This is a genomic window from Nonomuraea sp. 3N208, from assembly GCF_052245935.1.
GTDB lineage: Bacteria > Actinomycetota > Actinomycetes > Streptosporangiales > Streptosporangiaceae > Nonomuraea.
Window position 1 is genome coordinate 80,785 of record NZ_JBQQBR010000024.1, and the last position, 22,077, is coordinate 102,861.

At 70.5% G+C, this 22,077-nt stretch carries 22 protein-coding genes and 1 tRNA gene; 12 read left to right on the forward strand and 11 right to left on the reverse strand.

Features of this window, described 5'->3' with window-relative positions; all coding sequences use genetic code 11:
• Positions 1–47: 47 nt before the first annotated feature.
• On the reverse strand, positions 48–953 hold the full coding sequence (locus tag ACTWPT_RS32795) for a S41 family peptidase (protein WP_443181376.1): 906 nt from the start codon (positions 951–953) through the stop codon (positions 48–50).
• Positions 954–1,466: 513 nt separating this feature from the next.
• On the opposite strand from ACTWPT_RS32795, the gene ACTWPT_RS32800 reads away from it, so the two are divergent.
• Entirely contained in the window at positions 1,467–2,054 is a 588-nt protein-coding gene (locus ACTWPT_RS32800) for a pentapeptide repeat-containing protein (RefSeq protein WP_443181377.1), read from the forward strand.
• A 339-nt stretch (positions 2,055–2,393) separates the two neighbouring features.
• Here the strand turns inward: ACTWPT_RS32800 and ACTWPT_RS32805 are convergent.
• The 3 genes from ACTWPT_RS32805 to ACTWPT_RS32815 form a co-directional block, all read right to left on the reverse strand.
• Positions 2,394–2,469, reverse strand: a tRNA-Ala gene (locus ACTWPT_RS32805).
• A 15-nt stretch (positions 2,470–2,484) separates the two neighbouring features.
• A complete protein-coding gene (locus tag ACTWPT_RS32810) occupies positions 2,485–3,213 on the reverse strand; it encodes an HAD-IA family hydrolase (protein ID WP_443181378.1) in 729 nt (242 codons plus the stop codon).
• A gap of 15 nt (positions 3,214–3,228) precedes the next feature.
• Complete coding sequence (locus tag ACTWPT_RS32815; protein ID WP_020542320.1) at positions 3,229–3,348, reverse strand: DLW-39 family protein; 120 nt, start codon at positions 3,346–3,348, stop codon at positions 3,229–3,231.
• 409 nt (positions 3,349–3,757) lie between these two features.
• Between ACTWPT_RS32815 and ACTWPT_RS32820 the strand changes: the two genes are divergently transcribed.
• The 3 genes from ACTWPT_RS32820 to ACTWPT_RS32830 all read left to right on the forward strand — a co-directional run bounded on the left by ACTWPT_RS32820 (position 3,758) and on the right by ACTWPT_RS32830 (position 5,206).
• Positions 3,758–3,970 carry a heavy-metal-associated domain-containing protein gene (locus ACTWPT_RS32820; RefSeq protein ID WP_443181379.1) on the forward strand — a complete coding sequence of 71 codons (213 nt, stop codon included), beginning with the start codon at positions 3,758–3,760 and terminating at the stop codon, positions 3,968–3,970.
• Positions 3,967–4,935: a hypothetical protein gene (locus ACTWPT_RS32825; RefSeq protein WP_443181380.1), complete on the forward strand. Its 969-nt coding sequence runs from the start codon at positions 3,967–3,969 to the stop codon at positions 4,933–4,935. Before ACTWPT_RS32820 ends, ACTWPT_RS32825 begins: the two co-directional genes overlap by 4 nt.
• A gap of 94 nt (positions 4,936–5,029) precedes the next feature.
• Entirely contained in the window at positions 5,030–5,206 is a 177-nt protein-coding gene (locus tag ACTWPT_RS32830) for a heavy-metal-associated domain-containing protein (RefSeq protein ID WP_443181381.1), read from the forward strand.
• Here ACTWPT_RS32830 and ACTWPT_RS32835 read toward each other — a convergent pair.
• Positions 5,199–6,413 carry an MFS transporter gene (locus ACTWPT_RS32835; protein ID WP_443181382.1) on the reverse strand — a complete coding sequence of 405 codons (1,215 nt, stop codon included), beginning with the start codon at positions 6,411–6,413 and terminating at the stop codon, positions 5,199–5,201. The two genes, ACTWPT_RS32830 and ACTWPT_RS32835, sit on opposite strands and share 8 nt — an antisense overlap.
• Before the next feature lie 32 nt (positions 6,414–6,445).
• Entirely contained in the window at positions 6,446–6,892 is a 447-nt protein-coding gene (locus tag ACTWPT_RS32840; RefSeq protein WP_443181383.1) for a carboxymuconolactone decarboxylase family protein, read from the reverse strand.
• A gap of 67 nt (positions 6,893–6,959) precedes the next feature.
• Here ACTWPT_RS32840 and pdxR point away from each other — a divergent pair, with 67 nt between their 5' ends.
• Positions 6,960–8,363: a MocR-like pyridoxine biosynthesis transcription factor PdxR gene (gene pdxR / locus ACTWPT_RS32845; protein ID WP_443181384.1), complete on the forward strand. Its 1,404-nt coding sequence runs from the start codon at positions 6,960–6,962 to the stop codon at positions 8,361–8,363.
• Here pdxR and ACTWPT_RS32850 read toward each other — a convergent pair.
• Positions 8,319–8,837, reverse strand: coding sequence for a universal stress protein (locus ACTWPT_RS32850; RefSeq protein WP_443181385.1), 519 nt, complete (start codon positions 8,835–8,837; stop codon positions 8,319–8,321). The genes pdxR and ACTWPT_RS32850 overlap by 45 nt on opposite strands.
• 99 nt (positions 8,838–8,936) lie before the next feature.
• On the opposite strand from ACTWPT_RS32850, the gene ACTWPT_RS32855 reads away from it, so the two are divergent.
• From ACTWPT_RS32855 to ACTWPT_RS32865, 3 genes are read left to right on the forward strand one after another with little or no spacing between them, the layout of a single operon-like run.
• Positions 8,937–12,134, forward strand: coding sequence for a BTAD domain-containing putative transcriptional regulator (locus tag ACTWPT_RS32855; RefSeq protein WP_443181386.1), 3,198 nt, complete (start codon positions 8,937–8,939; stop codon positions 12,132–12,134).
• A 36-nt stretch (positions 12,135–12,170) separates the two neighbouring features.
• Positions 12,171–12,332, forward strand: a complete 162-nt coding sequence (locus tag ACTWPT_RS32860; protein ID WP_443181387.1) for a hypothetical protein — start codon at positions 12,171–12,173, stop codon at positions 12,330–12,332.
• 50 nt (positions 12,333–12,382) lie between these two features.
• Positions 12,383–14,989 carry a LuxR C-terminal-related transcriptional regulator gene (locus tag ACTWPT_RS32865; protein WP_443181388.1) on the forward strand — a complete coding sequence of 869 codons (2,607 nt, stop codon included), beginning with the start codon at positions 12,383–12,385 and terminating at the stop codon, positions 14,987–14,989.
• Here ACTWPT_RS32865 and ACTWPT_RS32870 read toward each other — a convergent pair.
• The gene (locus ACTWPT_RS32870) at positions 14,986–15,687 is read right to left on the reverse strand and encodes a hypothetical protein (protein WP_443181389.1); all 702 of its coding nucleotides are present in this window, start codon (positions 15,685–15,687) and stop codon (positions 14,986–14,988) included. The two genes, ACTWPT_RS32865 and ACTWPT_RS32870, sit on opposite strands and share 4 nt — an antisense overlap.
• Before the next feature lie 53 nt (positions 15,688–15,740).
• Here ACTWPT_RS32870 and ACTWPT_RS32875 point away from each other — a divergent pair, with 53 nt between their 5' ends.
• Complete coding sequence (locus tag ACTWPT_RS32875; protein WP_443181390.1) at positions 15,741–16,202, forward strand: hypothetical protein; 462 nt, start codon at positions 15,741–15,743, stop codon at positions 16,200–16,202.
• Between the two features lie 33 nt (positions 16,203–16,235).
• Here the strand turns inward: ACTWPT_RS32875 and ACTWPT_RS32880 are convergent, their stop codons facing one another.
• The 3 genes from ACTWPT_RS32880 to ACTWPT_RS32890 all read right to left on the reverse strand — a co-directional run bounded on the left by ACTWPT_RS32880 (position 16,236) and on the right by ACTWPT_RS32890 (position 18,258).
• Positions 16,236–16,502, reverse strand: a complete 267-nt coding sequence (locus tag ACTWPT_RS32880; protein ID WP_443181391.1) for a hypothetical protein — start codon at positions 16,500–16,502, stop codon at positions 16,236–16,238.
• Positions 16,502–16,843: an ArsR/SmtB family transcription factor gene (locus ACTWPT_RS32885; protein ID WP_443181392.1), complete on the reverse strand. Its 342-nt coding sequence runs from the start codon at positions 16,841–16,843 to the stop codon at positions 16,502–16,504. Before ACTWPT_RS32885 ends, ACTWPT_RS32880 begins: the two co-directional genes overlap by 1 nt.
• A 68-nt stretch (positions 16,844–16,911) precedes the next feature.
• Positions 16,912–18,258 (reverse strand): hypothetical protein, encoded by a 1,347-nt coding sequence (locus ACTWPT_RS32890; protein ID WP_443181393.1) that lies wholly within the window; start codon positions 18,256–18,258, stop codon positions 16,912–16,914.
• 154 nt (positions 18,259–18,412) lie between these two features.
• On the opposite strand from ACTWPT_RS32890, the gene ACTWPT_RS32895 reads away from it, so the two are divergent.
• Genes ACTWPT_RS32895 through ACTWPT_RS32905 form a run of 3 tightly spaced genes read left to right on the forward strand, consistent with a single transcriptional unit; the run spans position 18,413 to position 22,039 of the window.
• Positions 18,413–20,194: a flavin-containing monooxygenase gene (locus ACTWPT_RS32895; protein WP_443181394.1), complete on the forward strand. Its 1,782-nt coding sequence runs from the start codon at positions 18,413–18,415 to the stop codon at positions 20,192–20,194.
• Between the two features lie 55 nt (positions 20,195–20,249).
• On the forward strand, positions 20,250–21,404 hold the full coding sequence (locus ACTWPT_RS32900) for a sensor histidine kinase (protein ID WP_443181395.1): 1,155 nt from the start codon (positions 20,250–20,252) through the stop codon (positions 21,402–21,404).
• On the forward strand, positions 21,395–22,039 hold the full coding sequence (locus ACTWPT_RS32905) for a LuxR C-terminal-related transcriptional regulator (RefSeq protein ID WP_443181396.1): 645 nt from the start codon (positions 21,395–21,397) through the stop codon (positions 22,037–22,039). Before ACTWPT_RS32900 ends, ACTWPT_RS32905 begins: the two co-directional genes overlap by 10 nt.
• The last annotated feature ends 38 nt before the right edge of the window (positions 22,040–22,077 follow it).

Sequence of the window (22,077 nt, forward strand, 5' to 3'; positions counted from 1 at the left end):
ATCATGAACGACGTTTGGATACCACACTGTCGATGAGCTGGGCTGCGTCAGCCCGCTAGTCGGGCGAGGGCCAGTTTGTGTGCCTGGTCGAGGGATTCCGCGGCAGCGCAAGGGACGTCGGGCTGGACACCGGTGCCCTCCCAGTTCGTGCCGGAGACGGGGTTGACGGCGCGGCCGGTGGGGACGGTGGCTTCCAGGTGGGGGTGCACGGTCCAGCCCTTGCACGGGTGTGCGCCGCCGCGGGTCTGCTCGCCGACGACAACGGCGCGGCCGAGCTGTTGCAGGTCGTAGGCCAGTTCCTCAGCGGCGGAGAAGGTGCTGTCACTGGACAACACGTACAACGGTTTGCTGCCGCCGAAACGCGCGCCGGGAACGTGCGGCAGGCTCCAGGACTGCTCGCTGCGCTCGCCGCGGCGCCAATACATGGTGTTGAGGTGGGTGCGCTCGTCCAGGAGGTAACTGCAGACGAAGGCGACGGTGTCCGGGTCGCCGCCCCGGTTGTTGCGAAGGTCCACGATCAGCGCCGGGGCGCGGGAGGCCAGGGTGAGCGCGGCGCTCAGCGGTTCGGCGGCCCACTCCAGCGGGAACAGCATCGGCGCCAGTTCCACCACGGCGACCCCTCCGTTGAGCAACTCCACCCGGGGCGCACCGCCCAGCGAGGTGTCGAAGTCCCGGCGGATGGAGTCCAGGGTTGCCGCGCCTTGCTCGGGGGACACCGGGTCGGCGTGGTGTTTCAGTCTCAGGTGTTTGTCGTTGTTGACGGACTGCAGGTCCGTGGTGACCAGACGGGCGAGTTCCTCGGTACCGTCGACGTCATAGGCGCCCTCGGCGAGGCGTCGTTGTAGCAGGTCGGCGAGCTTCTCGGCTATCTCGGGGAAAACGTAGTGCTCGGTCAGTAGTCGGGCTGTCTCGTTGATGACAGGGGTGGGCTGAAGGTTCGTAAGAGTCGTCATGGCAGGGAGTAGAGCACTGCTCTTACGAAAACGTCAAAGACGTTTACACACATTCGTTATGCGTGATCAGCCTTCCCACTTGCCACCTCCTGAGGATGTTCTGGAGATCGGCGCGCCTGTGCAGTTCGCGGCGCTCGCCCACCCGTTGCGTCAGCAGTTGCTCTTCACCCCTGGGCCACCAGCGGCACAGCTCGACCACTCCGAAAGCCCGCCCCCACCTCACCGGCCTTCGGGGCGACGGCCGCTGGGGTGGGGGGCCAAATCAGCTGGCGCTCTTCGTCCCGAACTCGTGGCATTGAGGTCGATAGGGGTCGTTGCGGTGGTCAAGCCGCCCATGAAGATCGCGAGTGGTCGCTGTCGGTCGGTTGGGTTGCTGCACGTCGGTGCTGCACCGCCCCGCCCTTTCTTCTAGAACTTGGACTAGGCGTTTACGCAGGTCAATGACTTTAAGGCATCTGAGCCAGAGACCTTACATCAGTCGCTATCTTCTGAGCTAGCAAGTGGTGGCCTAGCTTGGGCGGCATCTACGCCTTGGAACGACTCGCACAAGACTCCCCGCGCGACCACCAGACCATATACGACGTGCTGGCCGCGTTCGTTCGCGAGCACGACCACAAGGGTAAGCGCGGCGTCAACCTTAAGGAACTGCCCCCGGCACTCGCCACTGACATACAAGCCGCATCGACCGTCATCGGCCGTCGAAACGTCACCCTAGATACGCGTGCGCCCAACCTGGTCCAGTCCCGTATTGCTAGGGCGGACCTGCGCAAATTGAACCTGGCTGGCGGGGACCTTTATGACACGGAACTTGCTGGCGCAGACCTGCGCAGCGCGAACCTGAATGGTGCGAATCTGAAGGTTGCGGACCTGACTAACGCGGACCTGACAGGCGCCTCCCTCATTGGCGCGGACCTGCGCAGCGCGAAACTGGTTGACGCAGAACTGGCCGACGCGGACCTGCGGGGCGCCTTCCTGGCCGGCTTGGACCTGGGCGGCACGCACCTGGCTGGCGCGGACCTGCGCGGCGCGGACCTGAGGGGCGTTCTGGGAGTCGACGAAATACGGAAGGAGGCTCGGGTTGATGAGACCACGAAATTCTGATCGCATCCGGAACACCACTGAGTGCGACCAACGTGCGGCGCGACTTCCGGAAGGTGGCCGACAGCGTGGGCCTGGCTGGCGCCGAGTGGACGCCGAGGGAGCTTCGGCACAGCTTCGTGTCTGCTGTCGGACTCGGGAGTTCCGATCGAGGACATCTCGCAGCTGGTGGGCCATGCGACTACCGTGGTCACCGAGACGGTCTACCGGTTCCAGTTGCGGCCTGTGCTCTTGCAGGGTGCCGAAGCGATGGACGCCATCTTTCCTGAGGCCGAAGATACGTAGTCACTCAGATAGACACGCACCCCCGCTTATCGATCTTAAGCGGGGGTGTCTTCTTGCTGGTGGAGCCTAGGAGATTCGAACTCCTGACTTCCTGCTTGCAAAGCAGGCGCTCTGCCAACTGAGCTAAGGCCCCTTCGACGAAGATAGCTTACCGGGCCGAGGAAGCTATCTGCGTCGTGCCGAGGTCGTCGCTCAGGACCAAACCCGGGAAGTCGATGATCGAGTCCAGGATGTGGGTTGCGCCGCCCTTGAGGAGGCGTTCCCGGCTGTGGACGCCGGTCATCAGGCCGGCCACGATCGAGGCGCCGGCTCGCCTGCCGCACAGCATGTCGCTCTCCGAGTCACCCACCACCGCCACGTTGCGGACGTCCTCCACGCCAAGGCGGAGTACGGCGTGCAGCACCATGTCGGGCCAGGGGCGGCCGCGGCCGCCGGCGTCTTCGGGGGAGATGGCCAGGTCGATCTTGTCGTGCCAGCCGAGCACGCCCAGGATGCGGCCCAGCGTGGTGCGGCTGAAGCCGGTGATCAAGGCGAGCTTGATGCCGGTGCCGCGAAGCTTTTCCAGGACCTCCATGACTCCGGGCATGGGGACGAGACCTGCCCGTTCCAGCGCGCCCTCGTAGGAACGCTCGAACGTCAGGTTCGCCGCCTGTGCCTGGGCCTCGTTGCCGGGGAAGATCCCGCGGAAGACATCTATCTTGGGGCAGCCCCGGGACCGGTGCACGTGAACCATGGCACGTGCGTATGCACCAGTCCCGGGCACTATGCCCTGGGTGGCGATCGCCTCGGCGAAGGCTCGCTCGACCATGGCAATGTCACCGACCGTGGTGCCCGCAAGGTCCAGGCACACCAGCTTGATGGGGACGATGTCACTCATCGCCTCGCCGGTCGGTTAGTTCTCGCTGCCGGTCGCCTCAGTCCAGAGATCGAGCTCTGCGCGGTCGGCCTGCACCTTACGCCAGATCAGCAACCCCCCGAGGGCGATCAGCGCCAGAACAAGCAGCTTCTTCACGGTGTGACCCCACTTCTTCGACGGTCTCACCTGCCGGGGTGAGACCCAACGGTTGAAAGCAGCCTAGCAAGGGATGGCTGCGGTCCCTGTGTTGCGCACGGACCGGATGTGCGGAATGTGCGAAGAGCAAGTGTTCAAGCCCCCACCCACCATACCCGCCAGATCCGGCGCGACGTCCTAGCGGCAATTACTCAAAGTGACGATGTGTTCAAGCGTCCCACGCTTATATCAGACATATAGGTATATATCGGATTAATGCTGATGCGTGGCCTATGGCATAAAGGCGCTGCGAAAGAAGCTCTGAGCGAACAAGGTGCCGCGGGTGGGCGTGCGTGCGTACGCCAATATGAGCCGGGAATCGCTTCATATACGGCATGGGGGTATGGTGAGCATTGCTGAGGAGACCGCGATGAGCGTCGCCACCTACACCGTCAAGGGCATGACCTGCGGACACTGCGTCAGCTCGGTAAGGGAGGAGGTCGGCGAGGTCGCCGGGGTCACCTCTGTGGAGGTCGACCTGGCCAGCGGCCTGTTGACGGTCAACAGTGACGAGCCGATCGACGCGGCGCGGATCGCCGCCGCGGTGGAAGAGGCGGGGTACGAACTGGCGGGCCGCTCATGAACACGGCCGCCAGGCTCGGCGCCTACGCCGTGGGGCTGGCCGTCGTGTTCGGCGGCGCCCTGGGCCTGGGGCGCGCGGTCGGTCCCACGCCCGCGGAGGTCCCGGCGCACGTCGCGAACCACCCCGCCGTCGCGCTGGCGAAGGCGATGACGGAAGGCCGTGGCGACGAGAGCAGTGCCGGGCATGGCGGCCATCACAGCGGTGCCACGCAGCAGGCCAACGGCGATACCCCTGCGGGACTGCAGGTGTCGCAGGGCGGTTACACGCTCAACCCGCTCACCACGGCCGTGACCGGGCAGCCGATGGACTTCAAGTTCACCGTGATCGGCCCCGACTACAAGCCGGTCACCGGCTACGAGGTCGAGCACGACAAGAAGATGCACTTCATCGTCGCCTCGCGCGACCTGACGAGCTTCCAGCACGTACACCCGGAGATGGCCCCCGACGGCACGTGGTCGGTCAAGCTGACGCTTCCCAAGGCGGGCGCGTACCGGGCGTTCGCCGACTTCGTCCCCAAGGGCGGCGAGAAGCTCACGCTCGGCGTGGACCTGCACGCCGCGGGCGACTTCCAGCCCGAGCCGCTCCCGCACGTCAGCCGTACGGCGACGGTCGACGACTACACGGTCAACCTCGCCGGCAACCTGGTTCCGGGCCAGTCCAGCAAGCTCACCCTCACGGTCAACAAGGGCGGCGAGCCGGTCACGGATCTGCAGCCCTACCTCGGCGCGTACGGCCACCTGGTCGCGCTCCGCGCCGGTGACCTCGCTTACCTGCACGTGCATCCAGAAGACAGCAAGAAGGCCGGACCGGAGATCGTCTTCTACGCCGAGGTGCCGAGCACCGGCGACTACCGGCTGTTCCTGGACTTCCAGCACGACGACAAGGTCCGTACGGCGAGCTTCACGGCCCCGGCCACCCTGGCGGACGGGCACGTCCCGTCGGCCGGCCACGACCACACACACTGAACGGACGACAGGACGCGGACAGTGGAGAAAGGAGAGGTGATGTCCTCCCTCACCGGATGACCGGCAGAACGCGGTCGAGCTCACGATCCGCGGCATGATCTGCGCGTCCTGCGCCAACCCCATCGAGCGCAAGCTGAACAAGCGGGACGGCGTGACGGCTCGGGCGGATGGCGGGTGGCGGGTGGCCGCCGATGCCATCCGGTTGTCGCGCGGGACGCTGGCCACGATCAAGGGCAACCTGTCTGGGCGTTCGCCTACTTGGTTCAGGTGAGCGCGAGGCCGGCGGCCGGTGCCGTACGGTTCAGAGCCCATCTGACGGCGGGTGCCATCGCGGCGCCGGCCGTCACGAATATCGTGCCGAGCAACAGCCACCCGAGCGTCCCGCCGCCGAGCACCAGCGTGGTGAGCGCAACCGGCCCGCACATCCTGGCCACGGCCACGCCGGTGCCGAAGAAGCCCTGGTACTGGCCCTGCCGGTCATCCGGGGCGAGCCCGAAGCTGATCTCCCAGGCCCCGGCGGCGAGCAGCATCTCACCCACGACCAGCAGCGCCGTCGCCACCAGCAGGAAGGCCCACCCGTACGGGCTGAGCGCGAACACCACGCAGGCCGCGAGCATCACCAGCCCGGCCTGCCGCACCGACGACGTCGCGCCCCGCAGCCCTGTGACCCGCCGGGCCATCCGCACCTGGAGGAGCAGCACGCTGCCGGTGTTGATGAGCAGCAGCGCCGAGACCACCCAGGAGGGGGCGGCGGTACGCTCGGCGATCCACAGCGGCACGACAACGCTCAGCAGCGGCATGTAGAAGAGCATCACCGCGTTGATCAGCGTGATGACGGCATAGGGGCGGTCCCTGAGCACGGCCAGCTTGGGCCCGGTGGCGGGGACCGGCCGGGCTCCGGCGGGCCGTACGGCAGGCAGTCTGAGCAGCAGCGCCGCGGCGATGAGGAAGCTCACGGCGTCCAGTGCGAACAACGTCAGGTACGCGGACGGAGTGCCGATCCACAACACGAGCCCGCCGAGACCGGCCCCGACGGCCAGGCCGCCGTTCAGCGTGGCCTGCAGGGTCGCCCGCACCACGGTACGTTCCTCAGGCTCCACCAGCCCGGCCAGCAGGGCCTGGCGGGCGGCGGACAGGCCTGTCTGCGCCGTCCCGTACAAGCAGGCCACCAGCACGAACGGTGCGAACGACCGGACGAACATGAACGAGACCACCGCCGCGGCCGTCGCGATCGCCAGCAGAACGGCGACGCCGCGCGGGCCCCGCCGGTCGGCCAGGTGGCCGAGCGGGACGCCGGCCAATGTGCCGACGGCCCAGCCCAGCGTGAGTCCGAGGCCGATCTCGGCGGCCGGCAGGCCGACGATCCTGGCGAAGTAGAACGCGGAGGTGACGAGGTAGGCGCCGTCGCCGACGGAGTTCGCGAACTGCGCCTGAGCCAGGATGCGCCGTCCGGGCGACACCTCCGGCCGGCCGTGCACGGCCGCTCCCAACGGCCGTGCCAGGCGCCCGATCACTTGTACGACTCCGGCGTCATCCGCGTGGCGACGCCCATCCGGTTCCAGGCGTTGATGGTGGCCACGGCCACCACGAGCGCGGCCAGCTCCTGCTCGGTGAAGTGCGCGGCGGCCTGCTCCCAGACCTCGTCCGTGACATCGGAGGTGGAGAGCCTGGTGGCCGCCTCGGTGAAGGCGAGCGCGGCCCGTTCCTGGCCGGTGAAGAAGGGCGCCTCGCGCCACACTGCGACCGCGTGCAGGCGGGCGTCGCTCTCCCCGGCCTGCTTGGCGTCCGAGCTGTGCATGTCCACGCAGTAGACGCAGCCGTTGATCTGGCTGGCGCGCAGGCGTACCAGCTCGAGGAGGGGCTTGGGGAGCGTGCCGGCGGCGACGAACCTGTCCAGCCCGGCCATCGCCTTGTACGCCTCACCGGCCAGCGACCCGAGATCCATTCGCTCTGTCATGCACCTATCTTCGATCGCAACTTGTCCCGAGGTAAGCTCCAGTTTCTGGCAAACTGATTGGGCCAAGATGGACCTCCACGTCACTCTCCAAGGCCGCGGTGACCTGGCCGCACAGGTTTACCGTCAGCTGCTCGACGCCATACTCGACGGCCGCCTGCGCTCGGGCGAACGCCTCCCTCCGACGCGGGAGCTGGCCCGCCGGTTGGAGATCTCCAGGAACACGGTCGCGCTCGCCTACGACCGCCTCGTCGCCGACGGCTTCCTGGAGGGGAGGGCGGGCGCGGGCACGTTCGTGTCGGCCGAGCCGGTCCGCGGCAGGGCCGCGCCCAAGGGCGTTGTCCGGCCGCGGGCGATCTGGCGGGAGCTCGGCCCGCCCGTTCCCACGCCGGACGCCCCGTACGACTTCCGCGTCGGCGTGCCCGATCCCCGCCTGTTCCCGATGGAGACCTGGCGCCGGCTGGTGGCCCGCGAGCTGCGGGTCGGCGCCGCCACCTACGGCGACCCTTCCGGGTACGAGCCGCTAAGAGACGCAATTTCGCGACATATCGGCCTTAGTCGCTCAGTGCACGCCGCCACCCGCGACGTGCTGATCACGAACGGCGCCCAGCAAGCGCTGGACCTCATCGGCCGCGTCCTCATCGAGCCGGGTGCCTGCGTGGCCGTCGAAGAGCCCGGCTACCCGCCCGCCCGCCTGCTGTTCCGCTCCCTCGGCGCCCGCGTGGCCGGCGTCCCGGCCGACGCCGAGGGCATCGACGTCCAGGCCATCCCGAACGCCGCCCGCGTCGTGTACGTCACCCCGTCCCACCAGTTCCCCCTGGGCACGCCCATGTCGATGGCCCGCCGCGCCGCCCTTCTGGCCTGGGCGGAACGCCGCCGGGCAGTGGTGATCGAGGACGATTACGACAGCGAGTTCCGCTTCGGTGATCGGCCACTCGAACCTCTCCAGAGCCTCGACCGCGCCGGACGCGTGATCTACGTCGGCTCGTTCTCCAAGACCCTGCTCCCCATGCTCAGGCTCGGCTTCCTCGTCGCGCCCGCCTCGCTCGCCCCGGCACTGCGGACGGCGAGGCAGCTGTCCGACTGGCACGGTGAGCTGCCGACCCAGGCGGCCCTGGCCCGCTTCATCGACGAGGGGCTCCTGGCCAGGCACATCAGGAAGGCGACCCGCGAGTACGCCGCCAGGCACGCCATGATCGCGGAAATGCTCGACGAGGACGACCGCCTGCGCCCGGTCCCGTCCGCCGCGGGCCTGCACCTGTGCGCCCGCCTCGCGCCCGGCGTGTCCGTACGCCCCGCGCCCGGCCTGGCACTGGAGCGGCTGGAGTCGTACTGTGGCGAGACCCCGGCGCAGCCGGGCCTGGTCCTGGGCTACGGCGCGATCGGCAGGGATCGCATCCCGGAAGGGCTGCGCCTGCTGAAGAGATCGCTACGGATGTCGGCGGGTCCAGAATCGCCGGTTCCGTTCTCCTGACATGTCCGGGTCGTCGGGCGCCGAAGGCTGCTGCACGATCACGACCGTGGTCCGGGCGTGCCGGGCGCAGTACATACTGGTGGACGGAAGGAAGATCCGGCTGAGCAGCCCGCGCCGTCCCCGGCCGAGCACCAGCAGATCGCCCTCCCGCGCCAGGTCCACGAGGTGGTAGCCGGGATCACCGACCCGGGCGACCACGGCAGTTACGAGATCGTCGGGCACCCCGCCCGCCACGTCGTCGAACGCCGCACCGACCACTTCGGTGCAGCGTGCCTCCTCACCCAGCCTGACGGCATGCTGCACCGGCAGGGCTTCGGGGAAGGGATGGACGGGCGCGCGGCTTACGTGCACGGCGACCAGGGTCATCCGGTGCAGCCTGGCCGCCCCGATGGCCCAGGCCAGCGCCCAACGCGAGGCCGGGGACTCGTCCACCCCCACGATCAGCCTCGCACCGCTGGGCAGATCCTGTTCCACGGTGCCTCCTGTAAAAGAAGTACGACCATAGTGCGCCTTCCGGCCGGTTACCGGGAGGTGGCACTTTGCGAACTGTGGAGCCGCTCGTACGATGCGGGGGTGGACCGAGGGTGGGTGCAACCCCGTCCCGCCCTCGACCGGCGGTTGGACGGGGCGCTGACGCACAGGCTCACCATGCTCGTGGCCACTACAGGTTACGGGAAATCCATCGCGCTGGCCGGGTGGAGCCAGGCCGTCGGGGCGGTGCTGCACCGGCTCGGGCCTGCCGACCGAGACCTGCCCACGCTGGCCGGAGCCGTGGCCGCGGCCCTCTCGGAGGCGGTGCCTGGGCTGCCCGCCGATCTCATCACGACGGCTCAGGCGCCGCTCGACCCCAACGCCGACGAGCTGTCCAGGGCGGCGGCGCTGGCGGGCGCGCTGGCCGAGGCGCTTTCGAGGCGGCTGCGGCAGGCGCTGGCCGTGGTCTTCGACGGGGTCGAGGCGATCGCGGGCGCGCCGGGGGCCGTACGTTACGTGGAGACGCTGGTTCGGGCCGCGCCCCGGCACCTGCACTTGGTGACCGCGTCGCGGGCGCCGCTGCCGTTCCCGACGGCGCGGCTGCGCCAGGACCACGAGGTGCTCGATCTCGACGCCACCGATCTGGCGCTCACCCCGGAGGAGACCGCCGCCTGGGCCCGTGAACGGCTGGGGGAGCCGGGCGCCGCCGTGGCGGCCACGCTGCACGACGCCTGCGGCGGCTGGCCCGCCGCCGTCCAGGCCGCGCTCGACACGCTGGCCAGGGAAGACCCCGCCACGTGGCCACGTACCGCCGCCGCCCTGGCAGGAACCTCCGCCACCCTCGAACGCCTGACGCTCGATGCGTTCAATGACCTCCCTGCCGCCATGCGGGAGTTGCTGCGTGCCGCCACCGTGCTGCCGGTGCTGACCGGCGACCTGGCCGCGGCGCTCGGCGCGCCGCCCGGCACGCTCGATTCGCTGACCAGCCGCGGCCTGTTCCTTGAGGCCGACCAGGACGGCCACTGCCTCACCCAGACCAGCGCGCACGTCCTGTCCCGGCATGCCCCGCTGGACCGGCACGAGGCCCACGACGTGGCCGCGGTCGCCGCCCGCTGGTACGTCGAGCACGACCAGCCCGAGTTGGCCCTGCGTGCCGCCGTCGCCACCGCGCACTCCGGCCTGGCCGCCTCGCTCCTCGACGCGTACGGCCTGCGCCTGGCCGAACGCGGCGACGTGCTCCTCGCCGCGTTCGACCTGCTACCCGAGGCCGCCCGGCGATCACCTCTGATGCTCAAGCTGGCGGGCATCGCCGAGCAGAACCGCGGCCGCTGGAACGCGGCCCGCGACCTGCTCGCCCAGGCCGCCGAAGGCCCGGCGTTCGACGCGTTCGTGGCCAGGCGGCTCGCCTTCATCGACCACCGGCGCGGCGACTACGACGCGGCGATCGCCATGTACTCCAGGGGCCACGAGCACGGCTTCCCGCCCGCCGACGCCGCCATGTGCGCCGCCTCCGCCGCCTCCGTGCTGTGGATGAAAGGCGATCGGGCAGGCTGCGCCGAGCTCGCCGACAAGGCCATGGAGCAGGCCAGGGCTCTGGGCGACCCGGCCGCCCTGGCGATGGCGCACACGGTGCTGGCCATGCTCGCCTCACTCGACGGCGACCGCCGCGCCAACGACGCCCACTATCTGCGGGCCCTGGAGTACGCCGAACGCGCCGGCGACGTCGTCCAGCTCATCCGCATCCACGCCAACCGCGCCTCCCGCTATCTGGACGAAGGCGCCTATGCCGATGCGCTGGCCGAGACGGACCTCGCCGGTCGGCTGGTGGACCTTTTGTCGTTCGCCCCTTTCGCCACGCTCAACGCCACCAACCGGGCCCAGGCGCTGACCGGGCTCGGCCGCCTGGAGGAGGCCGCCACCGAAGCCGCCACCGCGGTGGCCGGGTGGGAGGCCGTGGGCTCCAAAATGGTCAGTTACGGGCTGCTCCGGCTGGGCGAGATCCACGCGCTGCGCGGCGACCGTACGGCGGCGGTCGCGATCCACCGGCGGATCATCGCCGAGGCACCGGCCGGCGACGTGCAGGTGCGGTCCAACGCGCTCAACGCGCTGGCCGAGCTGCTCGCCGCCGACGACCTCGAGGAGGCCGTCCGCGTCGCCGACCAGGCGCTGGAGCACGCCGAGGGCATCGCGGGAGTCGGCGCCCGGATCGCGGCCGCACGCGTGGCCATGGCCGCAGGGCAGCCCGCCCGCGCCAGGGAGCTGCTGGAGGAGACCGAGCTCGTCGCGGTCCGGCGCAGGGACCACGCCGCCCAGGCCGCCATCGTGGAGCTGCGCGCCGTGCTCACCGGCGATTCCAAGCTCGCCGACGAGGCGGTGAGCAAGTGGACGATGCTCGGCGACCCGATCGGGCAGGCCAGGGCCGAGCTGGTCCGGGCGGAGTTGGCCGACCTGGCGACCGGCCGGGACACCGCCATGACGGTACGCGAGCGCATGCACGCCATCGGCTGCCGGGCACTGGACGACCGGATCGACGCGCTGATCGCCCGCGCCGTGCCCGAGCCGCAGGCCAGGGTCCTCGTCGAGACCATGGGAACGTTCCGCGTCCTGCTGGGTGGCGTGCCGGTCGCGCGTACCGCCTGGCAGTCCCGTAAGGCCCGCGACCTGCTGAAGATCCTGGCCGGCCGCCGGGGGAGCGGGATGAGCAGGGAGCGCCTGGTGGAGATCCTCTGGCCGGAGCAGGAGGACGAGGCGGTCGGGCTGCGGCGGTTGAACGTCATGGTGTCGACCTTGCGGGCGGTGCTGGACCCCGAGCGGGAACGCCCTCCCGACGACATCGTGGTCTCCGAAGAGGGCGCGTTACGCCTGGACTTGTCGCACGTTGACCTCGATGTCGAGACATTTCTGGACCTGGTGGCCGCGGCCACCAGACTTGACCAGGCCGGCCGCACCGCCGAGGCGCTGGAGCGGTGGGCGGCCGCCGAGAGCGCGTACGGCGGCGAATTCTGCGAGGAGGACCCGTACGCGGACTGGGCGGTCGGCCTGCGCGAGCAGGCCAGGCTCGGGTACGTGCAGGCCGCGGCCAGGCTCGCCGCCGCCCGCGCCGGCGAGCGCCGCTACGACGAGGCCGCGCGTTACTGGCTTCGGCTGCTTGAGCGCGACCGTTACGACGAGCGCGCCCACCTGGGTCTGGTGCGGGTGCTCGATCTGGCGGGCCGCCGCGGCGACGCCCGCAGGCGCTACCACCTCTACGCGGAACGTATGCGTGAGCTGGAGGTCGAGCCCGCCCCGTACCCCACCTGAACCAGACCTGAACCGGTCGGGGAGATGGTGCTCCATGTGAGAACGGTCATCGTCCGGCTGGTCGAGCCCGAACAATCAGGCGGCCGGCTCCTTGGGCTGCTCGAAGAGGTCGGGCGCGAGCCGGTGCCGTTCAACGGGCCCGAAGCGCTGCTGGACCTTCTGCGCGAAGCCGCCGGACTGGATGGCGACTCTTCCTGAACCTCTCGCGAACGTTCGTCCCGCACCATGGGCGGCGGAGAGGAGGCGCGATGAGCGAGCAGCTGGGGAGCGGATGGCCGTTCGTCGGGCGAGGGGGGCCACTCGCGACCGTACGGGAGGCTTTGCGGTCGGGAGCAGGCGTGATGATCGCCGGGGAGGCAGGGGTCGGCAAGAGCCGGCTGGCGGAGCAGGCGCTGGCCGGGCAGAAGGAGTACACGGTCGTGCGCGCGCTGGGCACCGAGACCGCGTCGGCGATCCCGTTCGGCGCGTTCGCGCACGTGCTGACGGGGCCGCCGGAGGGCGGGGAGAACCTGCTGCGCTGGGCCACTCGCCACCTGCGCGCCGGAGCTCGCATCCGGCGGGCGAGCTCCGGCGCGCTGGTGGTCAGCGTGGACGACGCACATCGGCTCGATCAGGCCTCGGCGGCGCTGGTGCACTACCTCGCCGCGAACGGCGAGGCGAAACTGCTGGTCACGGTACGCAGTGGCGAACCGCAGCCGGCTCCCGTCGCCGCGTTGTGGAAGGACGAGCTGATCACCAGGATCGAGCTGCCGCCGCTGACCGGGGACGAGGTCGGGCAGGTGCTGGCGGGCGCGCTCCGCGGCGAGGTGGCCGCGGAGACCGTACGGCACCTGGCCAGGGTCAGCGGGGGCAACGTGCTCTACCTGCGCGAGGTCGTGCACGCGGGCCGCACCTCCGGGTGCCTGGCCGAGCGGGACGGGCAGTGGCGCTGGCGAGGAGAGCTGTCCATGACCACGCGGCTGCGCGAGCTCGTGATCGACCGGATCGGCCACCTCGACGAGGACGAACGCGAGGTGCTCGAGCTGGTGGCGTTCGGCGAGCCACTGGGCGGCGGCCTGCTGGCGGAGCTGACCTCCGCCCGGGCGGTCGAGCGGGTGGAGGACCGCGGTCTGGTCGTGACCGAGGGCGAGGGGCGGCGCGAGCTCCTGCGGCTCGGCCACCCCCTCTACGGCGAGGTCGTACGTGCCGGCTGCGGCACGTTACGGGCCCGGCGCCGGCGGCGGATGCTGGCCGAGGCGCTGGAGGCCACGGGGCTGCGGCGGCGCGAGGACCAGCTGCGGGCGGCCGTGTGGCGACTGGACAGCGGCTCGGCCGCCGCGCCGGAGACGCTGGTGGCGGCCGCGCGGCTGGCCTGGGCTCGCCAGGACCCCCGGCTCGCGGCGCGTCTGGCCAGGGCGGCGATGGACGCCGGGGCGGGCGTGGCGGCGCTGGCACTGCTCGGCGAGGTCCTCATGGTGCTCGGCGACACCGACGCGGCGGTGGAGTCGCTGCGGCGGGCGGCGCGGGACGCGGTCACCGAGGGCGATCGCGCCCAGCACGCCGCCAGCCTGGGGATCAACTTGGCCTGGGCGGGCGCGGATGCCGAGGCGTGCCGGGTGCTCGATCTGGCGGCGGAGACGCTGACCGACCCGGCCTGGCGGCAGGAGGTCTGCGTTTACCGCGGTGTGGCGGATTTCCTCGCCGGTCGCCTGACCGGGGCCGCCGGGTGGCTGGCTCGGGCACTCGGGTGCACGCCGGGGACTGTGCGAGGCGCGGCGCACGCGGCCTGCCTGGAGGCGTGGGTGGACGCGTACGCGGGCCGCTACGAGCACAGCCTCACGGTGGCCGAAGGACTGCTGGCGGGCATGGCAGGCTGGGGGGACGAAGCGCCGCACGCGCTGCCGACGCTGGTGGACGCGCGGTGCGCCGCGCAGGTGTTCAGCGGGCGGCTGGCGGCGGCCGCGCGGACTGCTGAGGAGGGCATGGGACTGCCTGCCGGGGAGCTGTCGGTGACCGGCTTCGGTGCCTACCGTGCGCTGGTCAGCAGGCTGAGCGGGGACGCGGCTGGGGCGGTGAGGTGGTGCCGCGACGACGCCGCCCGGATGCCGGCGCGTACGCCCTACTTGGGCAGATGCCTGGGTGAGCTGGCTCACGCGCTGGCGTTGCTCGGGCGGACGGAGCAGGCTCGCGCCACGCTCACGGAGGCGGAGGAGATGGCGGCACGCTGGCCGTTCACCCGCCAGCCCGTGCTGCAGGCCGCGGTCTGGGTGACGGCGGCGGAGGGCGATCTGGACGAGGCGGTGCGCCTGTCCCTCGTGGCCGCCGATCTGGCGGAGCGGCACGAGCAGGTAGGCCCGTTGATGTTCGCGCTGCACGACCTGGTGCGCCTCGGCGCGCCGGGGCCGGCCGCGGACCGGCTGTCGGCCCTGGCGCAACGCGTGGACGGGCCGCTGGCCGGCCTCCTCGCCAGGCATGCGCGGGTCTTCGGGGACCCGGCTGGGCTGGAGGTCGTGGCGGGCGAGTTCGAGCGGCTCGGGCTGGTGTTGTACGCGGCCGAGGCCAGGGCGCAGCAGGCCGCCGCATACCGGGACGCCGGCCGCGGCAGCCTCGCCACGGGCGCGCAGACCAGGGCGTGGGCGCTGGCCAAGCGCTGCCCGGGCATCACGACGCCCGCACTGGTGGAGCTGGCCACACCCGATCTGACGCCGCGGCAGCGGGAGATCGTCCAGCTCGCCGCCGCAGGGTTGACGAACCGGCAGATCGCCGCCCGGCTGACGTTGTCCACCCGGACGGCGGCCAACCACCTGCAGGCCGCCTACGACAAGCTCGGCGTGAACGACCGCACCCAGGTCGGCCGCCTGCTCGCGGCGCTTTAGACGAGCTTCAGCAGGCCTTCGTACAGGGTGTCCCGCTCGTCCGCGGACAGCACTCCGTACGGCGCCCCGGCCCGCAGGTTGGTGTCCGACTCGATCCCGGCACGCAGCGGCCCGTCCCGCAGCCCGACGATCTCGGCTGCGGACAGGCCCGCTGCCTGCCAGGCGGCGGCATGCGCGTCCGCGCGGTGGTAGCGGAGCACGGCGAGCCGGTTGAACAGCACGACTCCTTGCGTCGCCCACTCCGGCTCGTACGGCGGCACCACCGCCTTCAGCGCACTGCCCGGTGCCCGCCCGGCCTCGTCGAGCACCCTGCCCGCCAGCCCTGCCAGCCCGGGAAGGTCGTGCCCGTCCCAGACCCGCTCGGTCGCGGCGGCATGCAGCTCATAGAGCCTGTGGATGAACTCCAGTCCGTGCGCCGTGAGCCGAAGGACGCCGTCGTTCTCCCCCAGCGTGCCCTCGCGCAGGTGCTCCTGGACGCCCGCCTCCCTGTATCGGTAGACGTCGGCGAGCTGGGCTCGGGTCACCGGTCGCAGGGGAAGCGCGAACCGCAGGTCGGACAGCAGGCCCGGGGTCACGCCGGACGTCTCGGCGAGCCGGGTGACCGCCTTGAGCGCCGAGGCATGCACGTTGACATGGGCCGCGTCGATGATGGGCGCGATCGCCGCCGCGTACTCCGCCAAATCCGGAAATTTCGGCATCGGGGTAATTATGCCGCCGGGGTGGTGCGTCGTCCGGCAAGTCCAGGATCATCATGTCCGTGGCGATCATTCGGTGCTTGGCCCTCGGGCTTGTGGGCGGCCTGCCGTTCGTCCCGCTGCTGTGGCTGCAACGCGGCGACGGCTTCGGGCACACGAGTCTCGCGGCCCTGATGGCGCTGGTCGTGGCCCAGGTCGTGACCGTCCCGATCGGGCTGGTGACCGGCATCGTGCTCAGTGTGACGAAGCTGGCACGCACTCCGGGCTACGTCCTCGGTTGGATCACGATGGTGTTCGGCGTTCTCGTCACGGGACTGAGCTTTGCCACGGAGAACTGGGCTCGGGGCCGGCCGTCCGGAATCGGCGATCCCGACGGCGAGGGGGGCATAGCGATGCTGGCCATGCTCTCCGGAGCTTTCACGATAGCCATCGCCTTGATTATCTTCGTCGTCCGATCGGTCCCCGAGTTGTCGCAGTCACCGCCGGTTCGCAGCAGGAATGCACCTCCGAGGCCATGACCGTCGGCGCCCGTGCACCGCAGTCTGGCAGGGTCATTCCACGGTGCGGAGGATCTGCTCGATCGACGCCGTACGGGACCGCAGCTCGGCCAGGTCGGTGGCGGCGCGTTGCTGGGCGTCTAAAGTGCTCTCGGCGAGCTGCTCGAACCGGCGCACGAGCTGGCGCAGATCCTCGGCCTGGTCGGCCTGGAGCTTGAGCTTGCGTGTCTCGAACGTGCCCACGATGACGAGCGCGATCAGGAAGGCGACCAAGACCAGCACGCCGAGGTAGAAGATCGCCTCTGGCCACGAATCCAGCATCAGGTGTGCTCCTCGGCTTCAGGACCCTTCTCCGGGGTCAACGTCTTCGCCGCCTCGGCCAGTGCCGATGCGGTCAGGTGCAGGCTGAAGTCCGTGACGTCGTAGTACTTCATGGCCTTGCCGTCGTCCGACAGCTCCAGGCTGCCGACGATCAGCCCGGCGGCCTCGAGCTTGCGCAGGTGCATGTGGAGGAGCGGGCGGCTCACCCCGATCTCGCGCGCCAGGTGGCTGACGTAGTCACGGCCGTCCGCCAGCCTGGCGACGATGCGCAGCCGCAGCGGGTTGGCCAGCGCGGCCAGCATCTCGACCAGGGCGTCGCCCGTCGGCCCGGCCGTAGTCATAAGATCCCATCACCTGTAAGAATTTCTTTACACATCACGCTACCAGTCGCCGTTCGCGGCGGCAATGGTCAGGTCGCGCGACCGGCCACGGCCTCCGGCTCCCTCGCGGGCCGGACCGCGGTGTCCCCGGGCGCCCCGGCGCTCAAGGTCAATCCGAGCGCCAGGCAGATCAGCGGGATCGCCGGAATCACGTACCGCACGTCATAGGCCGCCAGGAACGGCGGCGCCACGACGAGCGCGAGCGCCGCCCCCGCGGGCAGCAGAGCGTCCCACCGCCGCCGGACCACCGTCAGCGCCAGCGCGGCCAGTAGCCCCAGCATCAGCAGCGGGAACGGCACGTACCCGAACCGCTGGTAAGCGCGCAGCCAGCCGGCGAACGGCTCGACGACGCGGGTGGCGGCGGGTCCCGCCTCGTACGACTCCGCTACGCCCTGCACCGACTCGCTGATCGGCCGCTCGGCCGCCGGGAACTTGTACGGCGTCTTCTCGTCCGCGGCAGTGCGCTCCCAGCGCAACAGCTGCTTGAGGTCGGTCGCGACCGCGCCCAGATAGCCGCCGGGCTGGGCGAGGATGGCCTGCCTGGCGAACTCTCCGGCCAGCTGGTTACGGTTGGCCGTCCCCGGCACCTTGAGCAGCGGCGAGAAGCTCTCCCACAACCAGTGCGGCGGATAGGGACGCTGCTCGACGGGCATCCGTGGGCAGAGCACGGCCAGCCGGTCCGGTGGCTTGATCACGTCGCAGTCGGCGAAGCTCATCGTCCTGGACCACAGGAAGTTGCCGTCCGCCTCGGTGAGCGCGAACCTGCCCTTCTCCGCCTTCGTCCAGGTGGCGTACGCGCCCAGCGGGATCGCCCCAGCCACCACCAGCACCAGTAGCGGGCGCCAGCCGTACCGCCTGACCAGCAGGTAGGCCGCCGTGAGTAGCAGCAGCGGCAGGCCGATCGTCCGCGTGACGCCGGCCAGGCCGAGCAGGAGCCCGCCCACGGCGGCCGTGGCCGGGGTGACGCGCCACACGATGAGCGCGATGGCGGCGGTGACCAGCACGATGAAGATCGCGTCGGCCATGATCATGTGTTCGAGGAGGACGAGGAACTCGTCGTACAGCAGCGGGGTCACCAGCAGCGTGGCGCCCCAACCGGGCAGGCCGCGCCGTCTGAGCAGCGCGTACACGCCGACTGCGAGCGCCAGCCCCAGCAGGTGCTGCAGGACCGTCACCAGCGTCAGGCTGTGCGCGGGGCGCAGCAGCGCCAGCAGCAGGGAGTATCCGGACGGCCTGGTCGTCCCCGGCGTCAGCTCCTCGCGCAGGAACGCGAACGAGTCGCCGTAGAAGAGCAGCGCGGGCGGGAACCCGAGCACGGCGAGCACGCGCAACCCGATGGCGGGCAGCATGGCGATGACCAGTGCGCGGTGAGCCAAGGCGGTTCTGCTTCCTTGTGTGCCGGGGTTCTCAACCATAGTCCGGACCGGCGGTGCTCCGGTCACCAGAAGGGGTTGTCGGCGGCCATTTCCGAATGACATTCTGGAATTGTCCCGGTCGTCCAGGCGCCATGTTCCAGCACCCGGAGGCTGCATGACCCGCCCTGTCCTCGACAAAGAAGCCCTTCGCCGCAAATACCGCGAGGAGCGTGACAAGCGGCTCCGCCCGGACGGCAACGACCAGTACCTGCGCCTGACCGGCCGCTTCGCGCACTATCTCGACGATCCGTACACACCGTGGACCGAGCGCGAGCCGAAGACCGACCACGTGACGGTCGCGTTCGTCGGCGGCGGGTTCGCCGGCCTGGTCACCGGCGCGCGGCTGAAGGAGATCGGCGTCGACGACGTACGCATCATCGACAAGGCCGGCGACTTCGGCGGCACCTGGTACTGGAACCGCTACCCGGGAGCACAGTGCGACACGGCGTCGTACGTGTACATGCCGCTCCTGGAGGAGACCGGCCACATGCCGACCGAGAAGTACGCGCACGCGCCCGAGATCCTCGAGCACTGCCGCCGCATCGGCAAACACTACGGCCTGTACGACCACGCGCTGTTCCACACCGAGGTCGTGGACCTGGAATGGCACGCAGACCGCTGGCTCGTCCGCACGAACCGGGGCGACGCGTTCACCGCCCAGTTCGTCGCCATGGGCATCGGCCCGCTCCACGTGCCGAAACTGCCCGGCATCCCGGGCATCGACGATTTCCGTGGGCATTCGTTCCACACGAGCCGCTGGGACTACGCCTACACCGGCGGCGACCCCTCAGGCGCGCACATGGACCGGCTGGCGGACAAGCGGGTGGCGGTCATCGGCACCGGCGCGACGGCCGTGCAATGCGTCCCCCACCTGGCGCGGGCGTGCAAGGAGCTGTACGTGTTCCAGCGCACCCCGTCGTCCGTGGACGTCCGCGGCAACCGCCCGACCGACCCCGAGTGGTTCGCGAGCATCGCCATGCCCGGCTGGCAGCAGCGCTGGCTGGAGAACTTCACGGCCATGCAGACCGGTGCGGCGGCCGAGGAGGACCTGGTGATGGACGGCTGGACCGACATCGCCCGCCGGGTCCGCGCCAAGATCAGCCAGCTGGACGAGCTCACGCCGGAGACGATGCGGGCCGCCTTCGAGGACTCCGACTTCGAGAAGATGGAGGAGATCCGCGCCCGGGTCGACGCCGTCGTCGCCGACCCGGAGACTGCGCGCAATCTCAAGGCGTGGTACCGCCAGCTCTGCAAGCGCCCCTGCTTCCACGACGAATACCTGCAGGCCTTCAACGTCCCCGGCACGCACCTCGTCGACACCGAAGGAAAGGGCGTCGAGCGCCTCACCGAGACCGGCGTCGTCGCCGCGGGAAAGGAATACGAGGTCGACTGCGTCATCTACGCCTCCGGCTTCGAGGTCGGCACCGACTACACCCGCCGGGCCGGATACGACCTGACCGGCCGCGACGGGGCACGGCTGTCGGAACGCTGGGCCGAGGGCATGCGCACGATGCACGGCATCCACGTGCACGGCTTCCCGAACGTCTTCCTCGTGCAGCACACGCAGGGCGCGAACCTGCTCTCCAACATCCCGCACAACCTCACCGAGGCCGCCCGGACGATCGCGGTGATCGTCAAGCACGCCCTCGACCACGGTTTCTCGGAGGTAGAGGTGACCAAGGAGGCCGAGGACGCGTGGATCGAGCTGCTGCTGTTGGGGCCGGGCACGCTGCTGGGCGGGCCGGACTGCACCCCCGGCTACTACAACAACGAGGGCCAGGATCTCGGGCTGCGCGGCTGGCTCAACGTCGGTTACCCGCAGGGCGCGACGGCGTACTTCGCCTATATCGACCGGTGGCGGTCCTCGAAGGCGTTTGAAGGACTCGAATTCCGTTAGAAAGGTAAATCCAGCACTAGTGCTGACCGCCCAGATCGCTGGATACGGTCGCAGAGTGCTGAACAGGACAGCGTTGGAGGCGCTCACCCGGCGGCCGTTGCCGTTCCTCAGGTCCGAGTGGCCGTGGCGGTGCGTGGCATACCTGGCGGCCAGCGTCGTCCCCGGCGCGGTCATAGGAGTCGCCGCCGCGGTCGCGCAGGTCCTCCCTGAGCCGCTTCTCTACCTCGCCGTGCCAGCCGTCCTGGCTCTGTCCCTCTTCCCCCTCGCCAGGTTCGAGCGGCTGCGGCTGCGGCTCGTCGACGGCGTTCCCCTGCCGGAGGCGCCGGACAGGCGCAGGAGGGAAGGCGGGCTGGCGATCATGACCTTGTTCGCGATGTGGTGGATCGACCTGATCATGGTGGCGTTCACCGTGGCGGGGCCCGTGTTGCTGATCCTGACGCCGGTCGTGCAGCCGGGGGTGGCGCCGGAGGTCGGCGCCGTGGCGAGCGTGGTGGGTGTGCTGCTGCTGCCGGTGGCCGCCTACACGGTCACGGCCTGGGGTGGCGCCAGGGGCGCCATGGCCAGGGCGATACTCGCGCCCCAGGGGTCGGAGCTGAGCGAGGTGCTGCGGTCGCGGGCGCGGCTGGTGGACGCGTTCGAGATGGATCGTCGCAGGATCGAGCGGGACCTGCACGACGGCGCCCAGCAGCGGCTGGTGGCGCTGTCGATGACGCTCGGCATGGCCAGGCTCGACCTGCCCGAGGACTCCGACGCCGGCCGGCTGGTCGGGCGGGCCCACGACGAGGCCAAGCAGGCGCTGGCCGAGTTGCGCGAGCTGATCCGCGGGGTGCACTCGCCGATACTCACCGACCGGGGGCTGGCGGCCGCGGTGCGCGACGTGGCCGGCCGCTCCCCGGTGCCCGTCGGCGTCGACGTCGAGGTGGGCCGGTTGCCCGCACCCGTGGAGGTCACCGCGTACTACGTGGTCAGCGAGGCCTTGGCGAACCTCGCCAAGCACAGCCGGGCCACCAGGGGCTCCGTCACCGGCAGGGTCCAGCGTGGCACCCTGGTGGTCGAGGTCCGCGACGACGGGGTCGGCGGCGCCGACCCAGCCAAGGGCACCGGGCTGACCGGCCTGGCCGACCGGCTGGCCGTGGTCGAGGGCAGATTGTCGCTGTCCAGCCCGATCGGCGGGCCGACCCTGCTGCGAGTGGAGATCCCGTGCGCGTAGTGATTGCCGAAGACGCCGTCCTGCTCAGGGAGGGCCTGGTCGGGCTGCTGGAACGCTTCGGCCACACCGTGGTCGCCTCGGTCGGCGACGCGCCCGGCCTGCTCGCCGCCGTCGCCGAGCACCGTCCTGAGGCCGTGGTGACCGACGTGCGGATGCCGCCGGGCTTCACAGACGAGGGGCTGCGGGCCGCGCTGGAGCTACGCGGCCGGCACCCCGACCTGGCCGTGCTGGTGCTCAGCCAATACGTCGAGCAGACGTACGCCGCCGAGCTCCTCGATTCCGCCGCAGGCGCGGGCGTCGGCTACCTGCTGAAGGACCGCATCGGCGACGTGCGCGAGTTCGTCGACGCGCTCGACCGGGTGGCCGCCGGCGGCACGGTCGTGGACCCGGAGGTGGTGCGGCAGTTGCTGAGGCGCCGGCGCGACCCCCTGGACCGGCTCACGCCACGCGAGCAGGAGGTGCTGGGGCTGATCGCGGAAGGCCGCACGAACGCCTCGATCGCCAAGGAGCTGTTCGTCACCGAGGCGGCCGTGGCCAAGCACATCGCGAACATCTTCGCCAAGCTCGACCTCCCGCCGGCCGCCGACGGGCACAGGAGGGTGCTGGCGGTGCTGGCGTACCTGAGACAGGGCTGATCAGCGGCGAGCGTATGCGGTCGTTTGTGTCGATGACG